Annotated in this window: 23 protein-coding genes; 9 read left to right on the top strand and 14 right to left on the bottom strand. The window is 71.8% G+C overall.

Going from position 1 to position 20,945, the window contains the following annotated elements; all coding sequences use genetic code 11:
- Positions 1 to 6 precede the first annotated feature (6 nt).
- From ACSHXC_RS29885 to ACSHXC_RS29865, 5 genes are read right to left on the bottom strand one after another with little or no spacing between them, the layout of a single operon-like run.
- Complete coding sequence (locus ACSHXC_RS29885) at positions 7 to 720, bottom strand: VIT1/CCC1 transporter family protein (protein ID WP_438294538.1); 714 nt, start codon at positions 718 to 720, stop codon at positions 7 to 9.
- Positions 721 to 744: 24 nt separating this feature from the next.
- Positions 745 to 1,971, bottom strand: a complete 1,227-nt coding sequence (locus ACSHXC_RS29880) for an amidohydrolase family protein (RefSeq protein WP_438294537.1) — start codon at positions 1,969 to 1,971, stop codon at positions 745 to 747.
- The gene (locus ACSHXC_RS29875; RefSeq protein ID WP_438294536.1) at positions 1,968 to 3,266 is read right to left on the bottom strand and encodes an amidohydrolase family protein; all 1,299 of its coding nucleotides are present in this window, start codon (positions 3,264 to 3,266) and stop codon (positions 1,968 to 1,970) included. The genes ACSHXC_RS29880 and ACSHXC_RS29875 overlap by 4 nt, the downstream gene beginning before the upstream one ends.
- Positions 3,267 to 3,280: 14 nt before the next feature.
- Entirely contained in the window at positions 3,281 to 4,165 is an 885-nt protein-coding gene (locus ACSHXC_RS29870; RefSeq protein WP_438294535.1) for an SDR family NAD(P)-dependent oxidoreductase, read from the bottom strand.
- A 2-nt stretch (positions 4,166 to 4,167) separates the two neighbouring features.
- On the bottom strand, positions 4,168 to 4,965 hold the full coding sequence (locus ACSHXC_RS29865) for an acetoacetate decarboxylase family protein (RefSeq protein WP_438294534.1): 798 nt from the start codon (positions 4,963 to 4,965) through the stop codon (positions 4,168 to 4,170).
- A gap of 122 nt (positions 4,966 to 5,087) precedes the next feature.
- On the opposite strand from ACSHXC_RS29865, the gene ACSHXC_RS29860 reads away from it, so the two are divergent.
- The 6 genes from ACSHXC_RS29860 (at position 5,088) to ACSHXC_RS29835 (ending at position 10,611) form a co-directional block, all read left to right on the top strand.
- Positions 5,088 to 5,714 (top strand): TetR/AcrR family transcriptional regulator, encoded by a 627-nt coding sequence (locus ACSHXC_RS29860; RefSeq protein ID WP_438294533.1) that lies wholly within the window; start codon positions 5,088 to 5,090, stop codon positions 5,712 to 5,714.
- Between the two features lie 169 nt (positions 5,715 to 5,883).
- Positions 5,884 to 6,864 carry a DEDDh family exonuclease gene (locus tag ACSHXC_RS29855; RefSeq protein WP_189961332.1) on the top strand — a complete coding sequence of 327 codons (981 nt, stop codon included), beginning with the start codon at positions 5,884 to 5,886 and terminating at the stop codon, positions 6,862 to 6,864.
- A gap of 53 nt (positions 6,865 to 6,917) precedes the next feature.
- A complete protein-coding gene (locus tag ACSHXC_RS29850; protein ID WP_078967008.1) occupies positions 6,918 to 7,151 on the top strand; it encodes a hypothetical protein in 234 nt (77 codons plus the stop codon).
- A gap of 78 nt (positions 7,152 to 7,229) precedes the next feature.
- A complete protein-coding gene (locus ACSHXC_RS29845; protein WP_438294532.1) occupies positions 7,230 to 8,018 on the top strand; it encodes an SURF1 family cytochrome oxidase biogenesis protein in 789 nt (262 codons plus the stop codon).
- A 30-nt stretch (positions 8,019 to 8,048) separates the two neighbouring features.
- Positions 8,049 to 9,851, top strand: coding sequence for a glycoside hydrolase family 15 protein (locus ACSHXC_RS29840; RefSeq protein WP_438294531.1), 1,803 nt, complete (start codon positions 8,049 to 8,051; stop codon positions 9,849 to 9,851).
- Positions 9,852 to 9,855: 4 nt separating this feature from the next.
- On the top strand, positions 9,856 to 10,611 hold the full coding sequence (locus ACSHXC_RS29835; RefSeq protein ID WP_438294530.1) for an SDR family oxidoreductase: 756 nt from the start codon (positions 9,856 to 9,858) through the stop codon (positions 10,609 to 10,611).
- Between the two features lie 358 nt (positions 10,612 to 10,969).
- On the opposite strand, the gene amaP is transcribed toward ACSHXC_RS29835, so the two are convergent.
- From amaP to ACSHXC_RS29810, 5 genes are read right to left on the bottom strand one after another with little or no spacing between them, the layout of a single operon-like run.
- Positions 10,970 to 11,548, bottom strand: coding sequence for an alkaline shock response membrane anchor protein AmaP (amaP, locus tag ACSHXC_RS29830; protein ID WP_438294529.1), 579 nt, complete (start codon positions 11,546 to 11,548; stop codon positions 10,970 to 10,972).
- A 3-nt stretch (positions 11,549 to 11,551) separates the two neighbouring features.
- Positions 11,552 to 12,253, bottom strand: coding sequence for a DUF6286 domain-containing protein (locus ACSHXC_RS29825; protein WP_438294528.1), 702 nt, complete (start codon positions 12,251 to 12,253; stop codon positions 11,552 to 11,554).
- Complete coding sequence (locus tag ACSHXC_RS29820) at positions 12,250 to 12,600, bottom strand: iron-sulfur cluster assembly protein (RefSeq protein ID WP_386007516.1); 351 nt, start codon at positions 12,598 to 12,600, stop codon at positions 12,250 to 12,252. The genes ACSHXC_RS29825 and ACSHXC_RS29820 overlap by 4 nt, the downstream gene beginning before the upstream one ends.
- Before the next feature lie 3 nt (positions 12,601 to 12,603).
- Complete coding sequence (locus tag ACSHXC_RS29815) at positions 12,604 to 12,795, bottom strand: hypothetical protein (RefSeq protein WP_399485040.1); 192 nt, start codon at positions 12,793 to 12,795, stop codon at positions 12,604 to 12,606.
- A 57-nt stretch (positions 12,796 to 12,852) separates the two neighbouring features.
- Positions 12,853 to 13,350, bottom strand: a complete 498-nt coding sequence (locus tag ACSHXC_RS29810; protein ID WP_438294527.1) for an Asp23/Gls24 family envelope stress response protein — start codon at positions 13,348 to 13,350, stop codon at positions 12,853 to 12,855.
- Positions 13,351 to 13,438: 88 nt separating this feature from the next.
- On the opposite strand from ACSHXC_RS29810, the gene ACSHXC_RS29805 reads away from it, so the two are divergent.
- A complete protein-coding gene (locus ACSHXC_RS29805; RefSeq protein ID WP_438294526.1) occupies positions 13,439 to 14,101 on the top strand; it encodes a hypothetical protein in 663 nt (220 codons plus the stop codon).
- A gap of 41 nt (positions 14,102 to 14,142) precedes the next feature.
- On the opposite strand, the gene ACSHXC_RS29800 is transcribed toward ACSHXC_RS29805, so the two are convergent.
- From ACSHXC_RS29800 to ACSHXC_RS29790, 3 genes are all read right to left on the bottom strand, one after another.
- Positions 14,143 to 14,943, bottom strand: a complete 801-nt coding sequence (locus tag ACSHXC_RS29800; RefSeq protein WP_438294525.1) for an enoyl-CoA hydratase/isomerase family protein — start codon at positions 14,941 to 14,943, stop codon at positions 14,143 to 14,145.
- Between the two features lie 150 nt (positions 14,944 to 15,093).
- The gene (locus tag ACSHXC_RS29795; RefSeq protein WP_006123601.1) at positions 15,094 to 15,315 is read right to left on the bottom strand and encodes a helix-turn-helix domain-containing protein; all 222 of its coding nucleotides are present in this window, start codon (positions 15,313 to 15,315) and stop codon (positions 15,094 to 15,096) included.
- 377 nt (positions 15,316 to 15,692) lie between these two features.
- Positions 15,693 to 17,291, bottom strand: a complete 1,599-nt coding sequence (locus tag ACSHXC_RS29790) for an ABC-F family ATP-binding cassette domain-containing protein (protein WP_438294524.1) — start codon at positions 17,289 to 17,291, stop codon at positions 15,693 to 15,695.
- A 369-nt stretch (positions 17,292 to 17,660) separates the two neighbouring features.
- Between ACSHXC_RS29790 and ypfJ the strand changes: the two genes are divergently transcribed.
- Both ypfJ and ACSHXC_RS29780 read left to right on the top strand, forming a co-directional pair.
- Positions 17,661 to 18,554, top strand: coding sequence for a KPN_02809 family neutral zinc metallopeptidase (gene ypfJ / locus ACSHXC_RS29785; protein WP_438294523.1), 894 nt, complete (start codon positions 17,661 to 17,663; stop codon positions 18,552 to 18,554).
- A gap of 90 nt (positions 18,555 to 18,644) precedes the next feature.
- Positions 18,645 to 19,034 (top strand): VOC family protein, encoded by a 390-nt coding sequence (locus tag ACSHXC_RS29780; RefSeq protein WP_438294522.1) that lies wholly within the window; start codon positions 18,645 to 18,647, stop codon positions 19,032 to 19,034.
- A 161-nt stretch (positions 19,035 to 19,195) separates the two neighbouring features.
- On the opposite strand, the gene ACSHXC_RS29775 is transcribed toward ACSHXC_RS29780, so the two are convergent.
- Entirely contained in the window at positions 19,196 to 20,503 is a 1,308-nt protein-coding gene (locus tag ACSHXC_RS29775; RefSeq protein ID WP_438294521.1) for a hypothetical protein, read from the bottom strand.
- Between the last annotated feature and the right edge of the window lie 442 nt (positions 20,504 to 20,945).

The following is a 20,945-nucleotide window of genomic DNA, read 5'->3' as shown; positions in this document are numbered from 1 at the left end:
AAGGGCTCACACCCCCACCGCCCCCAAAAGCACCCCCGCCCCATAAGTAACCCCCATGGCCACCGCACCCCCGCCCACGTTCCGCAGGATCGCGCGGCGGGCCGGGGCCGCGCCCAGGCGGGCGCTCCACCAGCCCGTCAGGGCCAGCGCGGCCAGGACCGAGCCGACCGTGACGTACAGGCGGACGGAGGCCGGGGGCAGCACGATCGCCAACAACGGCAGCAGTGCGCCCGCGGTGAAGGCGAAGAAGCTGGCCCAGGCCGCGTGCCAGGGGTTGGTGAGTTCGTCGGGGTCGATGCCCAGCTCGACGCGGGCGTGCGCGCGCAGGGCGTCGCGTTCGGTGAGCTGGACCGCCGCCTCGCGGGCCACCTCCTCGCTGAGCCCGCGCTCCGCCAACAGGCTGGTCAGCTCGGCCAGTTCGGCCTCGGGGGACTCCTTCAGCTCGCGGCGTTCCGTCGCGAGCGCGGCCTTCTCGGAGTCGCGCTGGGTGGAGACGGAGACGTACTCGCCGGCCGCCATCGACATGGAACCGGCGAGCAGTCCGGCCAGGCCCGCCGTCAGGAGGGCCGAGCGGTCGTCCGTGGCGCCGGCCACGCCGACGACGAGCCCGGCGGTGGACACGATGCCGTCATTGGCGCCCAGGACCGCGGCCCGCAGCCAGTTGAGCCGCGAGCCGAGGGCCCCGTTGTGCGCCTCGTCGTGCTGGTCGGTTGAGCTCATGCGGGGAGGGTCTCACCCCGCCCGTCACCACACGCGCACCGACCCACCCAGCGCGAACGCCGGGCTCGACGCCTCGGCCGGGATCTCCTTCAGCGGCTCGGCGATCTCGGCCACCGTGGGGCCGACCCGGGCCGCGACCTTGTCGAGGGAGGGCAGGTCGAAGCCGTAGACGCGGGCCGCGTTGCCGCCGACCATGGCGGCGACCTCGTCCCTCGGCAGGCCCGCGTAGGCGATCCGCAGCCCCTCCCGGGAGAACGGGGTCGTGCCTTCGTCGTGCGGGTAGTCGCTGCCCCACATGATCTTGTCGAGGCCGATCCGGTCCCGCAGCGGCACCTCGTGCGGCCGCATGAAGCTCGCGCCGACGAAGCAGCTGTCCCGCCAGACCTGGGACGGGCCCTTGCCCATGGACTCGGCCAGGCCCGCGCCGAACTTGGACTCCGCCGTGGAGGCCTTCGTCGCGGCCGCCACCAGGCGGTCGTGGTAGTAGTCCAGCATGTCCAGGACGCCGGGGATCCAGCCCGAGCCCTGCTCGGTGAGGATGAGCTTGAGGGACGGATGGCGGTTGAAGGCGCCGCCGAAGATCAGGTGCCACAGCGCCCGGTGCGAGAACCACGTCGTCTCCACCATGAACACCGCCCGGGCCGCCGGGTCCTCCCCCAGCGGCGGGGATGCGGACCCGCCGTGGTGGTTCACCGGTACGTCCAGTTCCGCACAGACCGCCCATATGGGGTCGTACGCGTCGGAATACAGCTCGGGGACGCCCGAACCCGGCGGCGCGCCCGGCAGCAGGATGCCGCCGGTCAGGCCCGCCTCCTTGGACCGGCGGATCTCCCGTACCGCCTCGTCGACGTCGTTCAGGAGGATCTGCGCGACGCCCGCCCGGCGGCCCGGCGCCTCGGCGCAGAAGTCCGCCAGCCAGCGGTTGTGCGCGCGCAGACCCGCCCAGCGCTGCTCGAACTCCTCGCGGGTGGGCGCCGGCGCCATGAGGGAGGCGGAGGGGAAGAACGGGGGGATCGTGTTCGGGAAGACGACCTCCGCGACGATGCCGTCCGCCTCCAGGTCGGCCACCCGGCGGGCCGAGTTCCAGTTGCGGTCGGCGGTGTCCGCCATCAAGTCCTCGTACGGATTGACGTAGGTCGCCGCCCACGCGTCGAAGGCCTCGTGGTGCTTCGACTCCAGGTACGGCCGGTAGTCCAGGAGGTCGGCCCCGGCGTGGCAGTCCGCCGAGATGACGGTGTAGCGCTCGCTCATTGCGATACCCCCAGGACCGGGAAGTCGTGTTCCGTGAGCCAGTGCCGGCCCACCTCGCGCGACCTCGCCCACGACGCCTCGACGCTCAACTGGTCGTCGGGCTGGCCGAGTTCGGCAGGGGTGGGCCCGATCCGGCGGGCGATCGGGGCCAGCTTCCCGGTGTCGAAGCCGAAGACCTCCGCCGCCGCCAGGCCCAGCATGCGCCGGGTCTCGGTCACCGGAATGTCGTGGAAGGTGTTGCGCAGCCACTCGCGGGTGTGGGGCCAGGTCCCTTCCGGGTGCGGGAAGTCGGAGCCCCACAGGATGTTGTCGACGCCGATCTCGTAGCGCTGGGCGAGCTCGCGGCGCTTGGTGTTGGTGGCGCAGATGAAGAGCTGACGGTCGAGGTACTCGCTCGGCGGGCGCTTCAGCTCGGCGAACGGCGACAGCTTCTTGCCGCCGTGCGCGCCGAGGTAGAGCCGGTCCATGAACCACAGCAGGTTCGGCAGCCACCAGCAGCCCGACTCGGCCACCCCGAACTTCAGCCCCGGGTGCCGTTCGAAGACACCGGACCAGAGAAGGAACCAGAGGGGCCGGGCGGGCCAGAACGTCACCTCGGACACATAGATGCCCAGGTGGTCGCCGTACTCGTGGCGCGGGGCCGCGCCCGAGTGGGTCACAAGCGGCATCCCGGTCTCGGCGGCCGCAGCCCACACCGGGTCGTAGCGGCGGTCGTGGTACGGGGCCCGGTCCACCCACATCGAGGGGATCATCAGCGCGCCGAGCCCCGACTCCTTGGCCCGGTGGATCTCGGCGACGACCCGGTCGACCTCGCCCGTGACGGGGAGCAGGGCGACCCCGCAGTGCCGTTCGGGATTCTGGCCGACGAACTCGGCCAGCCAGCGGTTGTGCGCCTGGGCGCCCGCCATGCCGAGCTCGGGGTCCTGGTCGCCGGAGAGGCCGAGGCCCACGCCGAAGGGCGCGGCGGTCTGGCTGTCGACGGCGTCCGCATCGGGGAAGACGACCTCGGCGGCCACGCCGTCGCCGTCGAGCTCCTTGAGCCGCTGCACCGCGTCCCAACCGCCGCGCAGGCCTTCCTCGTTCTCGCTGAACCACTTGTCGGCGAACGCCTCGTTGCGCACCCCGAGCCGGGTCATCTCCTCGCGGCGGCGGTCGCGCCCCGCGAGGAAGTGGTCGAAGTCCCGGTGGAACCGGGCGTCCAGATAGGGCCGGTACCGCTCGGTGGGCAGCCCGGCGTGGCAGTCGGAGGAGATGATCAGGTACGGGTCGTTCTGCGCTGTCTTCTGTGCTGTCATCACACGTCCCTCAATCAATCCAGAATGAAGCTTTCCAGGTACGCCGGGTTCGCCCGGTCGAGCATCGCCTGCGACCGTGCTCTGATCTGCCGGTCGCTGTGCTCGCTCGCGGGCAGCATCCAGAACCGGTCGGCGCGGATCCCGTCGACGACCTCGGCGGCCACGTCCTCGACCGGCGTGAACTCGATCTCCTGACCGGCCGCCTTCATCGCCGCCTCCCACTGGTCGAGGCTGCGGTACGGGGTCCGGCGCGGCCGCTCCTTGGCGTACCGCTCGGGCCGGTTGCGGTGCGACTCCCACAGTCCGGTGCGCAGCATGTGCGGTCCGGGGAAGAGCACCGAGGCGCCGACCGCCGCGCCCTCCGCCTTCAGGTGCGCGTACAGGGACTCGGTCATCGTGACGACGGCCGACTTGGTGATGGCGTACACGGACGCGGTCGGCAGCGGGGCGATCCCGCCGTCGCTGGACGAGGTGTTCACCACCCGGCCGGGCTCGCCACCCGCGATCATGCGGGGCACGAAGGCCTGGATGCCGTGGAAGACGCCCCACACGTTGACGGCGAAGGCCCACTTCCAGTCGTTGACCTCGTGCTCCCACATCCGGCCCTCGGCGCCGGAGCCGACGCCCGCGTTGTTGCACAGCACGTGCACGGCCCCGAAGGTCTCGTACGCGGCGTCCGCGAGCGCGATCACCGAGTCCCGCTCGCTGACGTCGACGGTGCGGGCGAGCACCTGCGCCCCGTCCTCGCGGAGCTGCCCGGCGGCCTTCTCCAGGGCGCCCTCCTCGACGTCGGCGAGGACGACCTTGAGCCCCTCGGCGGCGAACCGCCGGGCCATCGCCAGCCCGATCCCGCTCGCCGCACCGGTGACGACGGCGACCTGCCCCTGCCTGAGCTCCATGGTCAGACGCTCCCCTCGGGCGGCCCGTCGAGGATCTGCTGGGGGTCGTCGTAGCGCTGGTGGATGTACGGCAACAGGGCCTCGGCGCTGACCCGTTCGGCCACCCTGCCCTTCTGGTCGGTGGTCTTCTCGCCGATGCTGATCTCGACGACGCGGTGTACCGGAAGGTCGGCGACGGGGTCGTACATCGACTCGCGCAGCACCACGTCGCCGGTGATCTTCTCCAGTTTGCGCACCTTCTCGTTGCGTACGCAGTGGACGAGGACGGGGTCGGCGTCGAAGCCCTCGCCGTCCACGGCGGGGAGGAACTTGAAGTAGAAGTCGGTCTTCTGTGTCGGCTCGGGCAGCGGCAGGGCGCCCTCGACGGCGCCGCGCACCTCCACGAACGCGATCCCGTGCCGGGCGAGCGAGGCCTTCACGACCAGGCCGTCGCGCTCGACGAGCACCTCGCCGAGCTTCTTCGGCTCGCCGAACACCTCGCGCCCGCCGATCAGGGCCCGCTCGTGCGTCATCGGCATGACCAGCGGATACCAGCCCTCCTGCCCGTCGTGCACGGCGGCGACCGCCACCGAGCCCGCGCCGAGCGGATAGCCGGGCAGGTCGACCTTGCTGATGTTGGCCCGCACCAGCGGGCGTTCCGCGGGCCCCAGCGGCGGCGGCAGCACGGCCGCGACCGCGTCGGGGTCGCTCTCCCAGACCGCCACCACGCCGGTCGACCAGATGTCGGGGAGTTTGGAGCTCGCGGTGCGCGCCGCCTGGATCTCGGCCTCGGTGCGCGCCCCGTACCGTACGCGTGCCATGTCGTACCACCCTTCGCAGGCTGTTCTTCGCCGGTCTCTTCCGGGGGTCTGTAACACAGTTACACCGAGCCCGATGAAGGGTAAAGACCCCTGCACGCAACTGAATTGATGGAGAGTCAGATATGACGCGTACGTCACTCACCCGCGAGGAGGTGCTTGCCGCGGCCGCATCCCTGGTCAGACAGCACGGCCCGGCCGCCCTCACGATGCGGAAGCTCGCGGCGGAGCTCGGCACCGCGGTCACCTCGATCTACTGGCACGTCGGCAACCGCGAGTCGCTCCTGGACGCGCTCGTCGAGCGGACCGTCGAGGAGCTGGGCGAGATCAGACCGCGCGGGCGCACGCCGGCCGCGCGCGTCGTGTCCGTGGCCCGCACCCTGCGCCGCGAGCTGCGCGCGCGCCCGCACCTGATCGCGATGGTCCACGAACGCGGCCTCACCGAGCGGATGTTCCTGCCCGCCCAGGAGGCCCTGGTCCACGAGATGCACGCGGCGGGCCTGCGCGGCGCCCGGGCGGCGCAGGCGGTGCGGGCGATCCAGTTCCAGGTGGTGGGGTACGTCCTGGTGGAACGCAACCGGGAGCGCGCACCGGTGCAGCGCCCCGCGGAGGAGGAGCTGTGGCACAGCGCGGCAGCCGAGCCGGACCCGGCGCTGGCGCGTGCGCTGGCGGGGGCGGTGGATCAGGACAGGCTGTTCACCGAGTCGGTCCGGGCCCTCGTGGCGGGGCTGCTGGCGGGGGGCGATACGTGAGGCCCTGGCCCAGGTACACGGAGGGGTGGCTCCCGGGCGGGTCCGCGAGGTCCCCAAACCGGCCGATACCAGGGCCGGTTGACGGCCTCGGACCGGCGGCGCCCGGCACCGCGGACCCGGTCGCCCACCCGGCCCCGGCCCGGAGTGTCAGTGTCGCCCCGTATTCTCTGTGACCATGCTCGACGACCTGACGACAGCAGCGACGTGGCCGGCCGCCTACCCACCGGGGTACGCGGTCGTCGACGTGGAGACCACCGGCCTCGCCCGCGACGACCGGATAATCTCGGCTGCCGTCTACCGGCTGGACGCGCAGGGCAACGTCGAGGACCACTGGTACACGCTGGTCAACCCCGAGCGCGACCCGGGTCCGGTGTGGATCCACGGGCTGACCAGTGACGTCCTGGAGGGGGCGCCGCTCTTCCCGGAGATCGCCGAGGAGTTCGCGGCCCGGCTCGACGGTCGGGTCCTGGTCGCGCACAACGCGATCTTCGACTGGCAGATGATCGCGCGCGAGTACGCACGGGCCGAGCGCACCGCGCCGGTCAAGCAGCGGCTGTGCACCATCGCGCTGTCCAAGGAGCTCGCGCTGCCGCTGCCCAACCACAAGCTGGAGTCGCTCGCCGCGCACTACGGCGTCGTGCAGCAGCGCGCACACCACGCCCTGGACGACGCGCGGGTGCTCGCCGAGGCGTTCCGGCCGAGCCTGCACGCGGCCGCGGCCGGCGGGGTGCGCCTCCCGCTGCTCGAATGCCGCCCGCTCACCGAGTGGACGGACTCCCCCGCGACCCCCCGCATCGGCTACCAGGCCTCCTACCGCGGCGGCTCGGGCACCTGGCGGGCCTCACGCAAGCGCCCCGCCTGCCCGCACCCCAACCCCGGCCGCTACGAGCCGGACCGGCCCCTGAAGCAGGGCATGCGGGTGGCGTTCTCCGGGGACACCTCCGTCGACCGCGAGCTCCTGGAGGACCGGGCGATCGAGGCGGGGCTGCACGTGGCGACCAGCGTCTCGCGCCTCACCAGCCTCCTGGTCACCAACGATCCGGACTCGGCGACCTCCAAGACCGTCAAGGCGAAGTCGTTCGGCACACCGGTCGTCGACGAGGCCGCCTTCACCCAGCTCCTGCGGGACGTGACACCGGCAGACGGGTGAGCGCCGGGCGCGGCGCCCACCGTGTGCGCCGCGCACCCCTCACCCTGTGGCGCATGGCACGTTGCGAGGTCTGCGGAAACGACTACGGGATGTCCTTCGAGGTGCACGCGCAGGGCGCGGTACACGTCTTCGACTGCTTCTCGTGCGCCATCCACCGCATGGCGCCCATCTGTGAACACTGCCGGGTCCAGATCATCGGCCAGGGCGTCGAGGTCGAGGGCGCGTGGTACTGCGGAGCGCACTGCGCCCGCGCGGACGGAAAGGTGGGCATCGTCGACAAGGTCTGATCTCCGCCTGTCTCTCCCCTCCTCTCCTCCCGCCACCCCACTCGGCGCACCCCGTGGCCCGAGTTGTACGGTCATGGGGTGTACCGCTTCCTGTTGTCCCGGCAGTGGGTGCTCGTCACCCTTCTGGCCCTCGCTCTCATCCCCACGATGATCGAGCTGGGTTTCTGGCAGCTGCACCGCCACGAGCACAAGGTCGCCCAGAACACGCTGATCGCCGACAACCTCAAGGCGAAGCCGGTCCCGGTGACCGACCTCACCTCGCCGGGCCACACGGTCCCGCGGTCGGACTACTGGCGCCAGGTCAGCGCGACCGGCACCTGGGACACCGCGCACGAGGTCGTCGTACGGCGCAGGACCGCGGCCGACGGCCGGGTCGGATACCACGTGCTCACCCCGTTCGTCCTGGCGGGCGGCCCGACCGTGATGGTCAACCGGGGCTGGATCGCCGACAACGGCAACCAGATGGACTTCCCGAAGATCCCCGCGCCGCCCGCCGGCAAGGTCACGATCACCGGCCGGCTGATGGCCGACCAGACGACCGCGGCCAGCGGCATCAAGGACGTCAAGGGCCTGCCGCCCCGCCAGGTCATGCTGATCAGCAGCGCCCAGCAGGCCAAGGCGCTCGGCCGCACCGTGCTCGGCGGCTACATCGAGCAGACCGCCCCCGAGACGCCCGACAACACCCCCGAGCTGATCCCGGCCCCCGACGACAGCTCGATCGGCCCGCACATGGCGTACGCCGTTCAGTGGTGGCTCTTCTCGGCCGCCGTGCCGGTCGGCTGGTTCATCCTCGTACGGCGCGAGAAGCAGGACCGCGAGGCCGCGGCGGACGAGCCCGCAGGGGCACCCGAGCCCGCGGCTGCTTAGCGATTTGCCCGATCGGGAACACGCCATGGCGTGACACAACGTACTCAGCGCATCGAGGACTACGCCCTCATCGGCGATCTGCAGACCGCGGCCCTGGTCGGCCGGGACGGATCGGTCGACTGGCTCTGTCTGCCCCGCTTCGACTCCGCCGCCTGTTTCGCGGCGCTGCTCGGCGACGAGAACAACGGCCACTGGCGGATCGCACCGGCCGAGGTGGGCCACTCCGGACAGTGCGACCGGCGCGCCTACGTGGGCGAATCGCTCGTCCTGGAGACGTTCTGGGAGACCCGCACCGGCACGGTGAAGGTCGTCGACTTCATGCCGCAGCGGGACCGGGCCCCCGATGTCGTACGCATCGTGGAGGGCCTGAGCGGCACGGTCGAGATGGACTCGGTCCTGCGGCTGCGCTTCGACTACGGCCATGTGGTGCCCTGGATGCGGCGCGCGGACGGGCACCGGGTGGCGATCGCGGGCCCCGACTCGGTGTGGCTGCGCAGCGAGCCCGAGGTCAAGACGTGGGGCCAGCAGATGAGTACGCGCTCCTCGTTCACGGTCGGCGAGGGGGAGAAGGTCGCCTTCGTCCTCACCTGGCACGCCTCCCACCAGCCGCGCCCCGACCTCTGCGACCCGCACGAGGCGCTCGAACAGTCGGTGGCCGACTGGCAGGAATGGGCGGACCGCTGCCGGTACCAGGGGCCCTACCGGGAAGCGGTGATCCGCTCCCTGATCACCCTCAAGGCCCTCACCTACGCCCCCACCGGCGGCATCGTGGCGGCCGCCACCACCTCGCTGCCCGAGGAGATCGGCGGCGTACGGAACTGGGACTACCGCTACTGCTGGCTGCGCGACTCCACCCTCACCCTGGAGGCGCTCCTGTCGGCCGGCTACCTGGAGGAGGCCGCCCACTGGCGGGACTGGCTGCTTCGCGCCGTCGCCGGAGACCCGGCCGACCTCCAGATCATGTACGGGCTCGCGGGCGAGCGCAGGCTCCCCGAGACCGAACTCCCTTGGCTCAAGGGGCACTTGGGGTCCACGCCGGTACGGATCGGCAACGCGGCCGTCGACCAGCTCCAGCTCGATGTGTACGGCGAGGTCGTCGACTCGCTGTATCTGGCGCGCGAGGCGGGCCTCAAGAGCGAGTCGCACGCCTGGAACATCCAGCTCGCCCTGCTCGGCTTCCTGGAGGAGCGGTGGCGCGAGCCGGACGAGGGGCTGTGGGAGGTGCGCGGGCCGCGCCGGCACTTCGTCCACTCGAAGGTCATGGCGTGGGTGGCCGCGGACCGCGCGGTGCGCACCCTGGAGGCCGAACCGAAGCTGCGCGGCGCCGCCGGGCGCTGGCGCAGGATGCGCGACGAGGTGCACAAGGAGGTGTGCGAGAAGGGCTTCGACCCGGTCCGCAACACCTTCACGCAGGCGTACGGCTCGACGGAGCTGGACGCGGCGACGCTGCTCATCCCCCGGGTCGGCTTCCTGCCGCCGGACGACCCGCGGGTGGTGGGCACGGTCGACGCGGTGCGCGAGGAACTCGGCGTGAACGGCTTCGTACGCCGCTACAGCACGGACGGCACGACCGTGGACGGCCTGCCCGGCGACGAGGGCACCTTCCTGGTGTGCTCGTTCTGGCTGGCGGACGCGCTGCGCCTGACCGGCCGCGAGGACGAGGCCCGGGAACTCTTCGAGCGGCTCCTGGACCTGCGCAACGACGTGGGGCTGCTGGCCGAGGAGTACGACCCGGTGGGGCAGCGCCAGCTCGGCAACTTCCCGCAGGCCTTCAGCCACATCGGCCTGGTCGCGACCGCCTGCGCGCTGGAGTGCGGGGAAGAGGCAGGATAGGCGCATGGATCTTGGACTGAAGGACCGTGTGTACGTCGTCACCGGAGCTTCGCGGGGCCTCGGTCTCGCATCCGCCCGCGCACTCGTCGAGGACGGCGCGAAGGTGCTGATCACCGCCCGCGACGAGAAGACACTGAAGGAGGCCGCTGCCGAACTCGGCCCCGGCGCCCTGCCGGTGACCTCCGACAACGCCGACCCGGCAGCGGCGGCCCGGCTGATCGCCACCGCCCGCGAACACTTCGGGCGCTTCGACGGCGTGCTGATCAGCGTGGGCGGACCGGCGCCGGGCTTCGTCGCGGACAACACCGACGAGCAATGGCAGTCGGCCTTCGATGCGGTGTTCCTCGGGGCGGTCCGCATCGCCCGCGCGGCAGCCGACGAGCTCGACGAGGGCGGCGTGATCGGCTTCGTCCTGTCCGCCTCCGTCCACGAGCCGATCCCCGGCCTCACCATCTCCAACGGCCTCCGCCCGGGCCTGGCGGGCTTCGCCAAGTCACTGGCCGACGAGCTGGGCCCGCGCGGAATCCGAGTCGTGGGACTCCTCCCCTCCCGCATCGACACGGACCGGGTGCGCCAGCTCGACGAGCTGTCCGGCGACGCGGAGGCGACCCGAGCGGCCAACGAGTCCCGCATCCCGCTGCGCCGCTACGGCACCCCGGAGGAGTTCGGCCGCACGGCCGCGTTCCTCCTCTCGCCGGCGGCGTCGTATCTGACCGGCGTGATGCTCCCGGTGGACGGCGGGGCGCGGCACGGCTTCTGAGGGTGAGGGGGGTGCCCCCCTGACCCCTCAACCCCCTTTCGGCCGCGGACCGTGCGTGGCTGGTCGCTCCCCCAAGTTCTCGGCTTCGCTCGAACAGGGGGGACCCCCATCGCGGCGGAGCCGCAAATGTCACAGCCCCGCGCCCCTGGCAGGGTTGAGCCTGGCAGGGTGCCCACGCAGGCATCCCCAGCCTGTCATGGGGGTCCCCCTGGCCCTTAAGGCCTTGGGGGAGTTTGAGGACGAGCGCCCTTAAGGCGCGAACGGGGTCTGGGGCGGAGCCCCAGGAGTACGACCTGCAGCCGAACGAACTCCCCCGGAGGGTCTCGGGAAGGGGCGGGGTGGGGAAAGCCCCCCGCCCTCAACTCACGCGCCGTGCCCGGTGCTTGACCGCCCGCAGACGAACCTCCGCCGGCAGCTCCCCAAGCCCCGCCGAGTCCCGCGCATGCGCAAGCGACTCCCCCTCAAGCCGCGCAAGCGCCCCCGCCGGCTCCGCATGCGCCTCCAGAAGAAGCTCCACCCGCGCCGACGGGGCAGAGCGCCGGCCTACCAGGACGACCTGCGCCCGGGACACCCCGTCGAGCCCCTCCGCCTCACCGGCGAGCACCGCCTCCAGCGCCCGCCCCCGCAGCAACGCCCCCTCCCCGTCCCCGGAGTCGACCAGGACCTCGGCGAGCCGGGCCCGGCGCAGCTGGGCGAGCAGCCACCACAGGGCGAGCAGCACGATCAGCGCCAGTACGGCGATGACGACCGGCCACCACCAGCCCTGGTCGTTCCAGTGGTCGCGGCGCGAACGGCTCAGGAGTACGCCGGTCTTGCCGTGCCAGGGCCACCAGGAGGGCACGTCGAGCCCGAACCCGGCGGCCAGCACCGCGCCCCCCGCCAGGAGCAGCACGAGCCCGGCAAGGCCGAGCAGCACCCGGTTGACCGTCCTCAGCATGCCTCAGCCCTTCCGCACCGGGCGGCTCACATGGACCGCGAGCCCGGGCGGCCCGGCCAGGCCGAGTTCCCGGATGCCCGCACCCAGCGCCGCGTCCAAGTCGGCCCGTACGTCGTCGAGTTCACGGAAGTGCGACAGGGCGCGCACCACGACCCGGGTGCGCCCCATGCGGACCCGGACCGACTGGATGCCGGCCACCTCCATGGCCCGGTCGCGCAGCACGAGCGCCGCCGCGGCCCGGTCGAGCCCGGCGCGTACGGCCGCCGACTCGCGCCGCATCGGCAGAATGCTGCGCAGCCCCGGGGTGACGGCGAGCACGATCAGCCAGGCGCCGAGCAGCGCGACGGCCCCCGCGCCCGCGAGCACCGCCACGTCGTCGACGGAGTGGTCCGCCAGCCAGTCGGCGAGCCCGACCCGCCAGCGCATCGCGGGACGGTGGGCGCGTACGGCGGCGATGTCGTAGAGGAGGAGCCCGGCCGCGGCAAGCACCGCCAGGGCGAGCAGTCCGGCAGGGATCCGACGCACCGACCAGAAGCGCCCGGCCTTGCCGCCCTCCCCCTCCGCGAGAACGGGCACGGGGTCGTAGTCGGCGGCCGAGACCGACTGGTCGAGGCCCGGGGCCGATCCGGCGGCCGCCGGATCGGGGCCCTTCTCGATCACGGGCAGACGCTGCGTGGTGTTGTCGCCTTCGTGCGGCTGGCTCATCGGATCCTCCCCCGGTCCGCCGCGCCCGCGTCCGCCGCGTGCAGACGCTCGATCTGCACCGCCACCTCGGGCACCTCCATCCCCGCCAACGCCCTTACCCGTTCGGCGACTTGGCGACGCACCGCGCGGCACTGGCCGCCGAGATCGCCGGGGTAGCCGAGCTCGACGCTGACCCGTACCCGGGCGGACTCCTGGTGCACGACGACGGTGGCGCGCGGCGGGGCGCCGCCCTCGGGGATCTCGTCGAGCGCCTCTCTGGCCGCCTGTGCGGCGATCTTCGCGACGACCCGGTCGGCGATCCGGGTGGCGCCGCGCTCGGCGGGCTCGATCCGTCCGGCCACCGCCATGGGTCAGCGCCGCCGGTCGCCGCGGTCACGGGGGCGGAAGAAGTCGCCGGGTTCGAGGTCGCCCTCCAGGAACCGGCCCGCCACGAAGCCGATCGCGCCGAGCGCCGCGACCAGCAGGAAGGCCCCGAAGCCGCCGAAGTATCCGGCGAAGCCGAGTGCCATGCCGGCCATCAAGCCAACCACCGCCATGCTCATGCCGAGCTCCTCGGTCCAGTACGTTCGGATGGATCAGTACGTTCCGACAGATGGCGTCTACTGAAGCCGGGACTCCGGCTCCTCGTCCTCCTCGTCGGGCAGCTTCACATCACTCACCGCGATGTTGACCTCGACGACTTCGAGGCCGGTCATCCGCTCGACCGCGGAGATGACGTTCTCCCGCACATCGCGGGCCACCTGGGCGATGGACACTCCGTAGTCGACGACGATTTCGAGGTCGAGCGCGGTCTGCACCTCTCCCACCTCGGCCTTCACCCCGCGCGTGACAGCCGATTTACCGCCGGGCACCCGGTCCCTGACCGCGCCGAACGTACGGGAGAGGCCGCTGCCCATGGCGTGCACGCCCACGACGTCGCGGGCGGCGAGCCCGGCGATCTTCTCGACCACGCCGTCGGCGATCGTGGTGCGGCCGCGCCCCGCCGGATCGCCGCCGCCTCGCTTGGTGACGGACGTCTTCTTGATCTGCTCGGCCGTTTCGCCCGCCGGGTCATTCGCGGGTGTACCGGGCCGATTGCGCTGTGCGGTGTCGCTCATGACCGTGTGTCCCTTCGCCCTTGGACTCCATTGCCCACATTAAGTGCGGTTGCCCCGGCTCGCGCCTGCGATGCGGCAGGCTGGAGCAATGACGGGTGACAGTTGGAGTTCCGCGGTACGCCGCCGGCTCGGCCTGGGCCGGCTGCTCGCCCTGGGGGACGTTCAGGACGGCGCGTGGATCACCGAACGGGCGGCGGTCTCGGTGCTGAGGGCCGCGGCCGCGACGCTGCCGGGTCTGGCGGTGACGTCCCTGCGCCTCGCCCCGGCCGACCCTGAATCCCGCCCCGAGCCGCCGGTCCCGCCCCCGCCGACCGCCCTGCCCGCCGGCCCGCTCCGGATCACGGCCGAGCTGGCGGCCCAGGGCGGCCGCCCGCTGCCGGAGCTGACGGCGGAACTGCGAGACGCCCTGTTCACAGCGGCGGACGACCGTCTGGGCCTACCCGTCTCGGACGTCGATCTGACCGTGACGTCCCTGTTGGACGCCCTCCCGGCTCCCTCACCCAGCGGCCTCCCACCCGGCCCGGCCGAACCCCCCGCAACAGCAGCCGCGGCAGCAGCCCTCGCGACCCCGGGCGTGGCCCACCTGACGGCGGAACTGGGCCCACCGGTGCACACGGCAGCGGCCCACGTGAGGGTGGAACTGGCCACGACCCACCACCCGCTGGAGGTGGCGAGAGCCGTACGAGAAGCGGTGGCCCGGGCGACACCGGAGGCGGATTCAGTGGCCGTACTGATCACGTGGGCGGGCTGACTCCCCCCTCCCCTCCATCGCCCCGCAGGATGCGACCCGGCTCAGTCGGAAAGCCCGGCCAGATCCCGAAGCCGCCGAGCCTGAGCAGCCCGCTCGGCAACACGCTGCTCCTCGTAACCCCGCCCACCCGCACCACGAAGCAGCGCCTTGGTCTCGACCACGGCATCCCGCGGAGCGGCCAGCAATGCCCCCGCCAAGTCCCGTACAGCGGAGTCGAGTTCCTCGACAGGGACGGCGAGGTTGGCCAGGCCGACGCGCTCGGCCTCCTCGGCGCCGACAAACCGCCCCGTCGCGCAGATTTCGAGCGCGCGGGCATAGCCCACGAGCCCGACCAGCGGATGCGTACCCGTGAGGTCGGGGACGAGCCCGAGGCTGGTCTCACGCATGGCGAACTGCACGTCCTGCGCGACGACCCGGAGGTCGCAGGCGAGGGCGAGCTGGAAGCCGGCACCGATCGCGTGCCCCTGGACGGCCGCGATCGACACGATGTCGTTGCGGCGCCACCAGGTGAACGCCTCCTGGTACGCGGCGATTTCCGCGTCGAGGTCCTCGTCGGACCCGCGCGCGAGGTCGATGAACGAGGGCTCGCCGTCGAAGCCTTCGGGGGTGAAGGCCTGGCGGTCGAGACCCGCGGAGAAGGACTTGCCCTCACCGCGCAGCACGACGACGCGGACGTTGCCCGGAAGCGACCGTCCGGCGTCCGCCAACGCCCGCCACAGAGCGGGAGACTGGGCGTTGCGCTTGGCCGGATTGGTCAGGGTCACCGTGGCGACCGCGTCGTCGACGGAGAGCCGGACGCCGTCCTTGTCGAATACCTCAGCTGCGGATGCAGGCGTAGCCATGGAGCGCCTCCGGGTCAGTGGCCGTCATTGAATGACCGCATCGGCGGTCATTAAGTGACTGCACAGTAACCACCCGGTCGACCGCAAGGCCGACCGGGTGGCCACCACCGGACCCGGTGGGCCACAGGGAGCTGTCCGAAACTGCCTCGGTCAGGCCGAGGCGGCCTTCTTGCCCCGTGTCGCTCCGCCGCGTCCACGGAGAGTGACCCCGGACTCGCTGAGCATCCGGTGGACGAATCCATAGGACCGGCCGGTTTCCTCGGCCAGCGCCCGGATACTCGCACCGGAGTCGTACTTCTTCTTCAGGTCTGCCGCGAGCTTGTCGCGCGCGGCGCCGGTAACCCGGCTGCCCTTCTTCAGAGTCTCGGCCACCCGTGCCTCCTCATGGGAAGTGCGCTCTGGACTTCTCATGATCACCCCTCCCGGGCTTCCTGGCCACCCATTCGGCAAGGTCCGTACAACAAGCTTCGGGGCCCGGCCGGCGGCCGACCGGGGCGGAATTCGATATTCCGGCTGAGCGCTGGCATGTCCCCGGCCGAAAGTCGAGGCGAAGCGCCAGGTCAGCGCTGTGTTCCGGGTCACATGCGGAAAAAGGCCCGCCCCACAAGGGGCGGACCTTGATCCCGCACATGACACACCGGGGTACGAGACGCACTCACTCAGATTGAGGATCACGCGTAAGCCGAATGATCCATACCGAGTGGATCAGCGGATGGATCATGCACGGAATCCCGCGCCGGAGGCTTCCGTCAGGCGAGGGCGACCAGGTCCGCGTAGTCCGGACCCCACAGGTCCTCGACGCCGTCCGGCAGCAGGATGATCCGCTCCGGCTGGAGCGCCTCGACGGCGCCCTCGTCGTGCGTGACGAGGACGACGGCGCCCTTGTAGGTGCGCAGCGCTCCGAGGATCTCCTCGCGGCTTGCCGGGTCGAGGTTGTTGGTGGGCTCGTCGAGGAGCAGCACGTTGGCGGACGAGACGACGAGGGTGGCAAGGGCCAGGCGGGTCTTCTCGCCGCCGGACAGGACCCCGGCGGGCTTGTCGACGTCGTCGCCGGAGAAGAGGAACGAGCCGAGCGTCTTGCGGACCTCCACCAGGTCCAGGTCCGGCGCCGAGGAGCGCATGTTCTCCAGGACGGTGCGCTCCGGGTCGAGCGTCTCGTGCTCCTGGGCGTAGTAGCCCATCTTGAGGCCGTGGCCCGGGGTGACCTCGCCGGTGTCCGGCTTCTCGGCCCCGGCGAGCAGCCGCAGCAGGGTCGTCTTGCCGGCGCCGTTGAGGCCGAGGATGACGACGCGCGAGCCCTTGTCGATGGCCAGGTCGACGTCGGTGAAGATTTCGAGCGAGCCGTACGACTTCGAGAGACCCTCCGCCGTCAGCGGGGTCTTGCCGCAGGGCGCGGGCTCCGGGAAGCGCAGCTTGGCGACCTTGTCGGAGACGCGGACCGCCTCAAGGCCGGAGAGCAGGCGCTCGGCGCGCTTGGCCATGTTCTGCGCGGCGACGGTCTTGGTGGCCTTGGCGCGCATCTTGTCGGCCTGCGAGTTGAGGGCCGCGGCCTTCTTCTCGGCGTTCTGGCGCTCGCGCTTGCGGCGCTTCTCGTCGGCCTCGCGCTGCTGCTGGTAGAGCTTCCAGCCCATGTTGTAGACGTCGATCTGGGCGCGGTTGGCATCCAGGTAGAAGACCTTGTTGACGACCGTCTCGACGAGGTCGACGTCGTGGGAGATCACGATGAAGCCGCCGCGGTACGTCTTGAGGTAGTCGCGCAGCCAGACGATGGAGTCGGCGTCGAGGTGGTTGGTCGGCTCGTCGAGGAGCAGGGTGTCGGCGTCCGAGAAGAGGATGCGGGCGAGCTCGATGCGGCGGCGCTGACCGCCGGAGAGCGTATGCAGCGGCTGGCCGAGCACCCGGTCGGGCAGGCCGAGGGCGGCGGCGATGGTGGCGGCCTCGGCCTCGGCGGCGTACCCGCCCTTGGTGAGGAACTCGGTCTCCAGGCGCTCGTACTTCTTCATCGCCTTCTCGCGCGTGGCGCCCTTGCCGTTCGCCATGCGGTCCTCGTTCTCGCGCATCTTGCGCAGGACTTCGTCGAGGCCGCGGGCGGAGAGGATGCGGTCGCGGGCGAGGACGTCGAGGTCGCCGGTGCGCGGGTCCTGCGGCAGATAGCCGACCTCGCCGGAGCGCGTGATGGTGCCGGCGGCCGGGATGCCTTCGCCGGCCAGGCACTTGGTGAGGGTGGTCTTGCCGGCTCCGTTGCGGCCGACCAGACCGATGCGGTCGCCCTTGGCGACGCGGAAGTTTGCGGACTCGATGAGGACTCGGGCGCCGGCGCGCAGCTCGATGCCGGTGGCGGTGATCACGGAAAGACTCCAGGGCGGTATGGACGGCGGACGGGACGGGGGTCGCGGAGGTCGACGCCGCCTAATGCACAAGGAGAATTGCCATGGGCCAATTCTAACTGGGCCGCGCAACCCGATTTCCGCCGCGGTCCGTGGGCCGCCCACCTGGGCGTTCGTTGCCCAGCTGGGTACGGCCAGGGGTGATCTTGCCGAGCCCGTCGGCGGCGGCCCGCGTCGGCCGCTGCCCGCACGCGAGCGCATCGGCCGATGTAACAAAACGGGCGTAGCACATTGAACCGATTGATACTCGGGGTAACTTTCCTGATACTCGGGGTGACCTTGAGCAGGCTGCCCCTCATGCCGCCCGGGTGAACAGAGAGTGGTGCGCCCATGCAGTTCGACGACGACGCCGAGCTGGACACGTCCGAGGTCAACGATGTGCGCGGCAGCCGGATCCCGGGCGGCCGCGCCACGGTCGGCGGCGGAATCGTCGGCGTCATCGCGCTGCTGCTCGGCCTGTTCTTCGGCGTGGGGCCCGAGGAACTCGGACTCTCGTCGGGTGACACCACGCCGGGAGCGAGTTCGTCGTCGCAGGCCCAGGTGAACCAGAGCTGCCGCACCGGTTCGGACGCCAACACCAAGGAGGACTGCCGGATCGTCGCGGTGGTCAACAGCGTGCAGGACTACTGGGGCCAGGAGTTCCCGCGGCGCGGCGGCAAGTACTCCCCCGCCAAGACGGTCTTCTTCACCAACCGGGTCAACACGGCCTGCGGCGCGGCGAGTTCGACCGTCGGGCCCTTCTACTGCCCGGGTGACCGGCAGGTCTATCTCGACCTCGGCTTCTTCAACGAACTGCGCACCAAGTTCGGTTCCAGCGGCGGCCCGTTCGCGCAGGCGTATGTGGTGGCCCACGAGTACGGGCACCACATCCAGAACCTGATGGGCACCCTGCAGAAGGCGCAGAACGGGCAGCAGGGCGCCAACAGCAACGCCGTGAAGGTGGAGCTGCAGGCCGACTGCTACGCCGGGGTCTGGGCGCACCACGCGACGACGACCCCCGACAAGTCGACGGGCCGCCCGCTCATCTCCAAGCTCACCGACCAGGACATCAAGGACGGCCTGGACGCGGCGGCCGCGGTCGGCGACGACCGGATCCAGGAGAAGTTCCAGGGCCGGGTCACCCCCGAGACCTGGACGCACGGCTCGGCGCAGCAGCGCCAGCAGTGGTTCTACACCGGATACCAGACGGGCGACATGGGCCGCTGCAACACCTTCGCGCGGTGAATCCGGGCGCCGGAGGGCGTTGTCAGTGCCGGGTGCAACACTGAGATCCAGGTCACAGTCAGCGGCGTGGCCCCGGAAGGAGTGATCGGCATGAGCATGTACCCGACGATTCTCTACGGCGATGCGAAAGCGGCGATCCGCCAGCTCAAGGACGCTTTCGGCTTCACCGAGGTGTGTGCGTACGAGGGTGAGGACGGCAGTGTGATGCACGCCGAGCTGTCCTACGGGACGGGCCTGGTGATGCTCGGCTCCAAGGGCCGCGAGGGCCTCTTCGCCAAGACGATGGCGAACGCGGGCCCGGCCGGCGTGTACGTGGTGGTGAGCGATGTGGACGCGCACTACAAGCGCGCCGTCGAGCAGGGCGTGGAGATCCTCATGGAGCCGACGGACCAGGACTACGGCTCGCGGGACTACATGGCGAGGGACGCGGAGGGCAACGTGTGGAGCTTCGGCACGTATGCGCCGGGCGCCGCGGAGTGAGGGGGTAGGCACCCCCTGCTCCCCCGGCGCCTGGAGCTCTGCCGCGAAGGCCCTGGGCCGGGCGGCCCGGTCGTTCTCAACCGGCTTGCACGGAATGGGAGTTGACGCTGGCGGACGTGCCGCCCCTGGGGGCGGGCGGCTGTCTCGCTACGCGCGTCGCGCTATACGGAGCCGTTGTGGACCTGGAAGGCGGCCCGTCGGACCGCCTTGGCCAGGGCCGGGTCGGGGTGGGCCGCGGCCAGGGCGACCAGGACCTGCACGGTGCGCGGATGCCCGACGGCCCGCACCTCGTCGAGCAGTGCCGGGACCGTGCCCTGCACCGCCGAGTCGAGGTGGCGTACGAGCAGTTCGCTCTCGCCGTGGTCGGCCACGGCGGCGGCCGTGTCGACCCACAGCCAGGTGGACTCCTCGCGGGTGAGGACGCCGAGGACGTCCTCGGGGTCGCCGCCCTCGTACTCGGCGAGCCAGAGCAGGGCGTAGGGGCGCAGGCAGGTTTCGGTCGCGGCGGCGCGCACCCCGGCCTCGGCGGGCGCTCCCACGACCCGCAGCGCCTCGAAGGCGAGCCCGCGCAGCAGGGCGTCGTCGCCCCGGGCGACGTCGAGGAGCTCGGTGACGGCGCTGCCGACGGTGCGGGCGGCGGTCCAGGCCCGGTACTCGGCACGGGCCGGGCCCGGAGTAAGGCCGGCGCAGCCGCGCAGCATGTCCTCGGCGGACTGCTCGATGTTCCCGGCGGGACTCTGCGCGGCGACGCAGATCTGCTCCAGCTTGACCCAGACCGCCCAGTTGCCGAGCGGGGTCAGGGTGGCCTGGCCCTCGCCGAGGACGAGCGCACCGACGGCGGCGAGCCCGGCCAGGGCCCAGCCGAGGAGGTGCGGCAGGAGCGGAGGCAGGGACACGGGGTCGGGCTGGGGGCCGTAGGGGACCTCGCAGCGTTCCTCACGGAGTTCGGCGACCCGCTGGCCGAGCAGGTCGAGCAGCGCCGGTACGAGGACCGGCCCGTTGGAGAGCTGGAGGAGGGAGAGTACTTGGGGGACGGCCTCGACGACCTCCGCGACCGCGGTGGGGGCGATGTCCTCCGGGGCGGGATGGACGAGGGACCAGGCGTCGAACAGGGCGACCCAGCCGCGCAGGACGGCCGCGTCGTCGCGGTCCCAGGCGCGCAGCCGCCAGCCGGGCCGCACTGTGGCGCCGTGCAGCTCGACGAGACCGGCGAGCCGGGCCCGGTCCCAGCCGGCCCGCACCTGACCGGGCGTCAAACCCAGTGCGGCGGCGGCCCGCTCGGTCACCGGCGCGGGCAGCGGGCCCGGCCGCCCGGGCCCGGGGGCGCCGCCGCGGGCGCGCTCGGCGTCGGTCCAGCGGGCGACGCGTACGGCGTCGGCGAGCACCGCCCTGGCCTGGCGGGCCAGTTCGGCGGCGGCCGGGGTGCCCGCGGGCGGCCGGGGCGCCGGCCGGGTACGCCGGTCGGTCATGGCCCTGCGGGCGGTGGCAAGAGGTCGGGCTTGCATCGGGTGCGGAGCGCGGACAAGCCGCAGTCTGGAGTCGCGCGGCAACTTCTCTTCAGGCTTCCGGGACGTCACGCAGGCAGTCTTCCCCGTCACTGCCCGAAAGCCCAAACGGAATCGGCCACGATCGCCACGCCGGGGGCTGCGGGGACCGCTGGGGGTCCGGGGGCCGCCTGCCGGAAGAAGACAGCCCGTCACCGCGGGAAAGCCCGAACCGGAATCGGCACTCCCGCCACGCCGGAGGCCACCGGGACTGCCGGGGGTCCGGAGGTCCGGGGGCCGTCCCCCGGGCAGACGCAGTCCCGTCACTGCCCGAAAGCCCAAACGGAATCGGCCGCGATCGCCACGCCGGGGGGCCACAGAGGCTGTTCACATCTGCCGGACCAGGGCCGGACCAGAGACCACCGGG

This window comes from Streptomyces sp. HUAS TT7, from assembly GCF_051550175.1.
Lineage (GTDB): Bacteria > Actinomycetota > Actinomycetes > Streptomycetales > Streptomycetaceae > Streptomyces.
The sequence above is the reverse complement of the archived record's forward strand: the minus strand, read 5'-3'. Positions and strand labels throughout refer to the sequence as shown.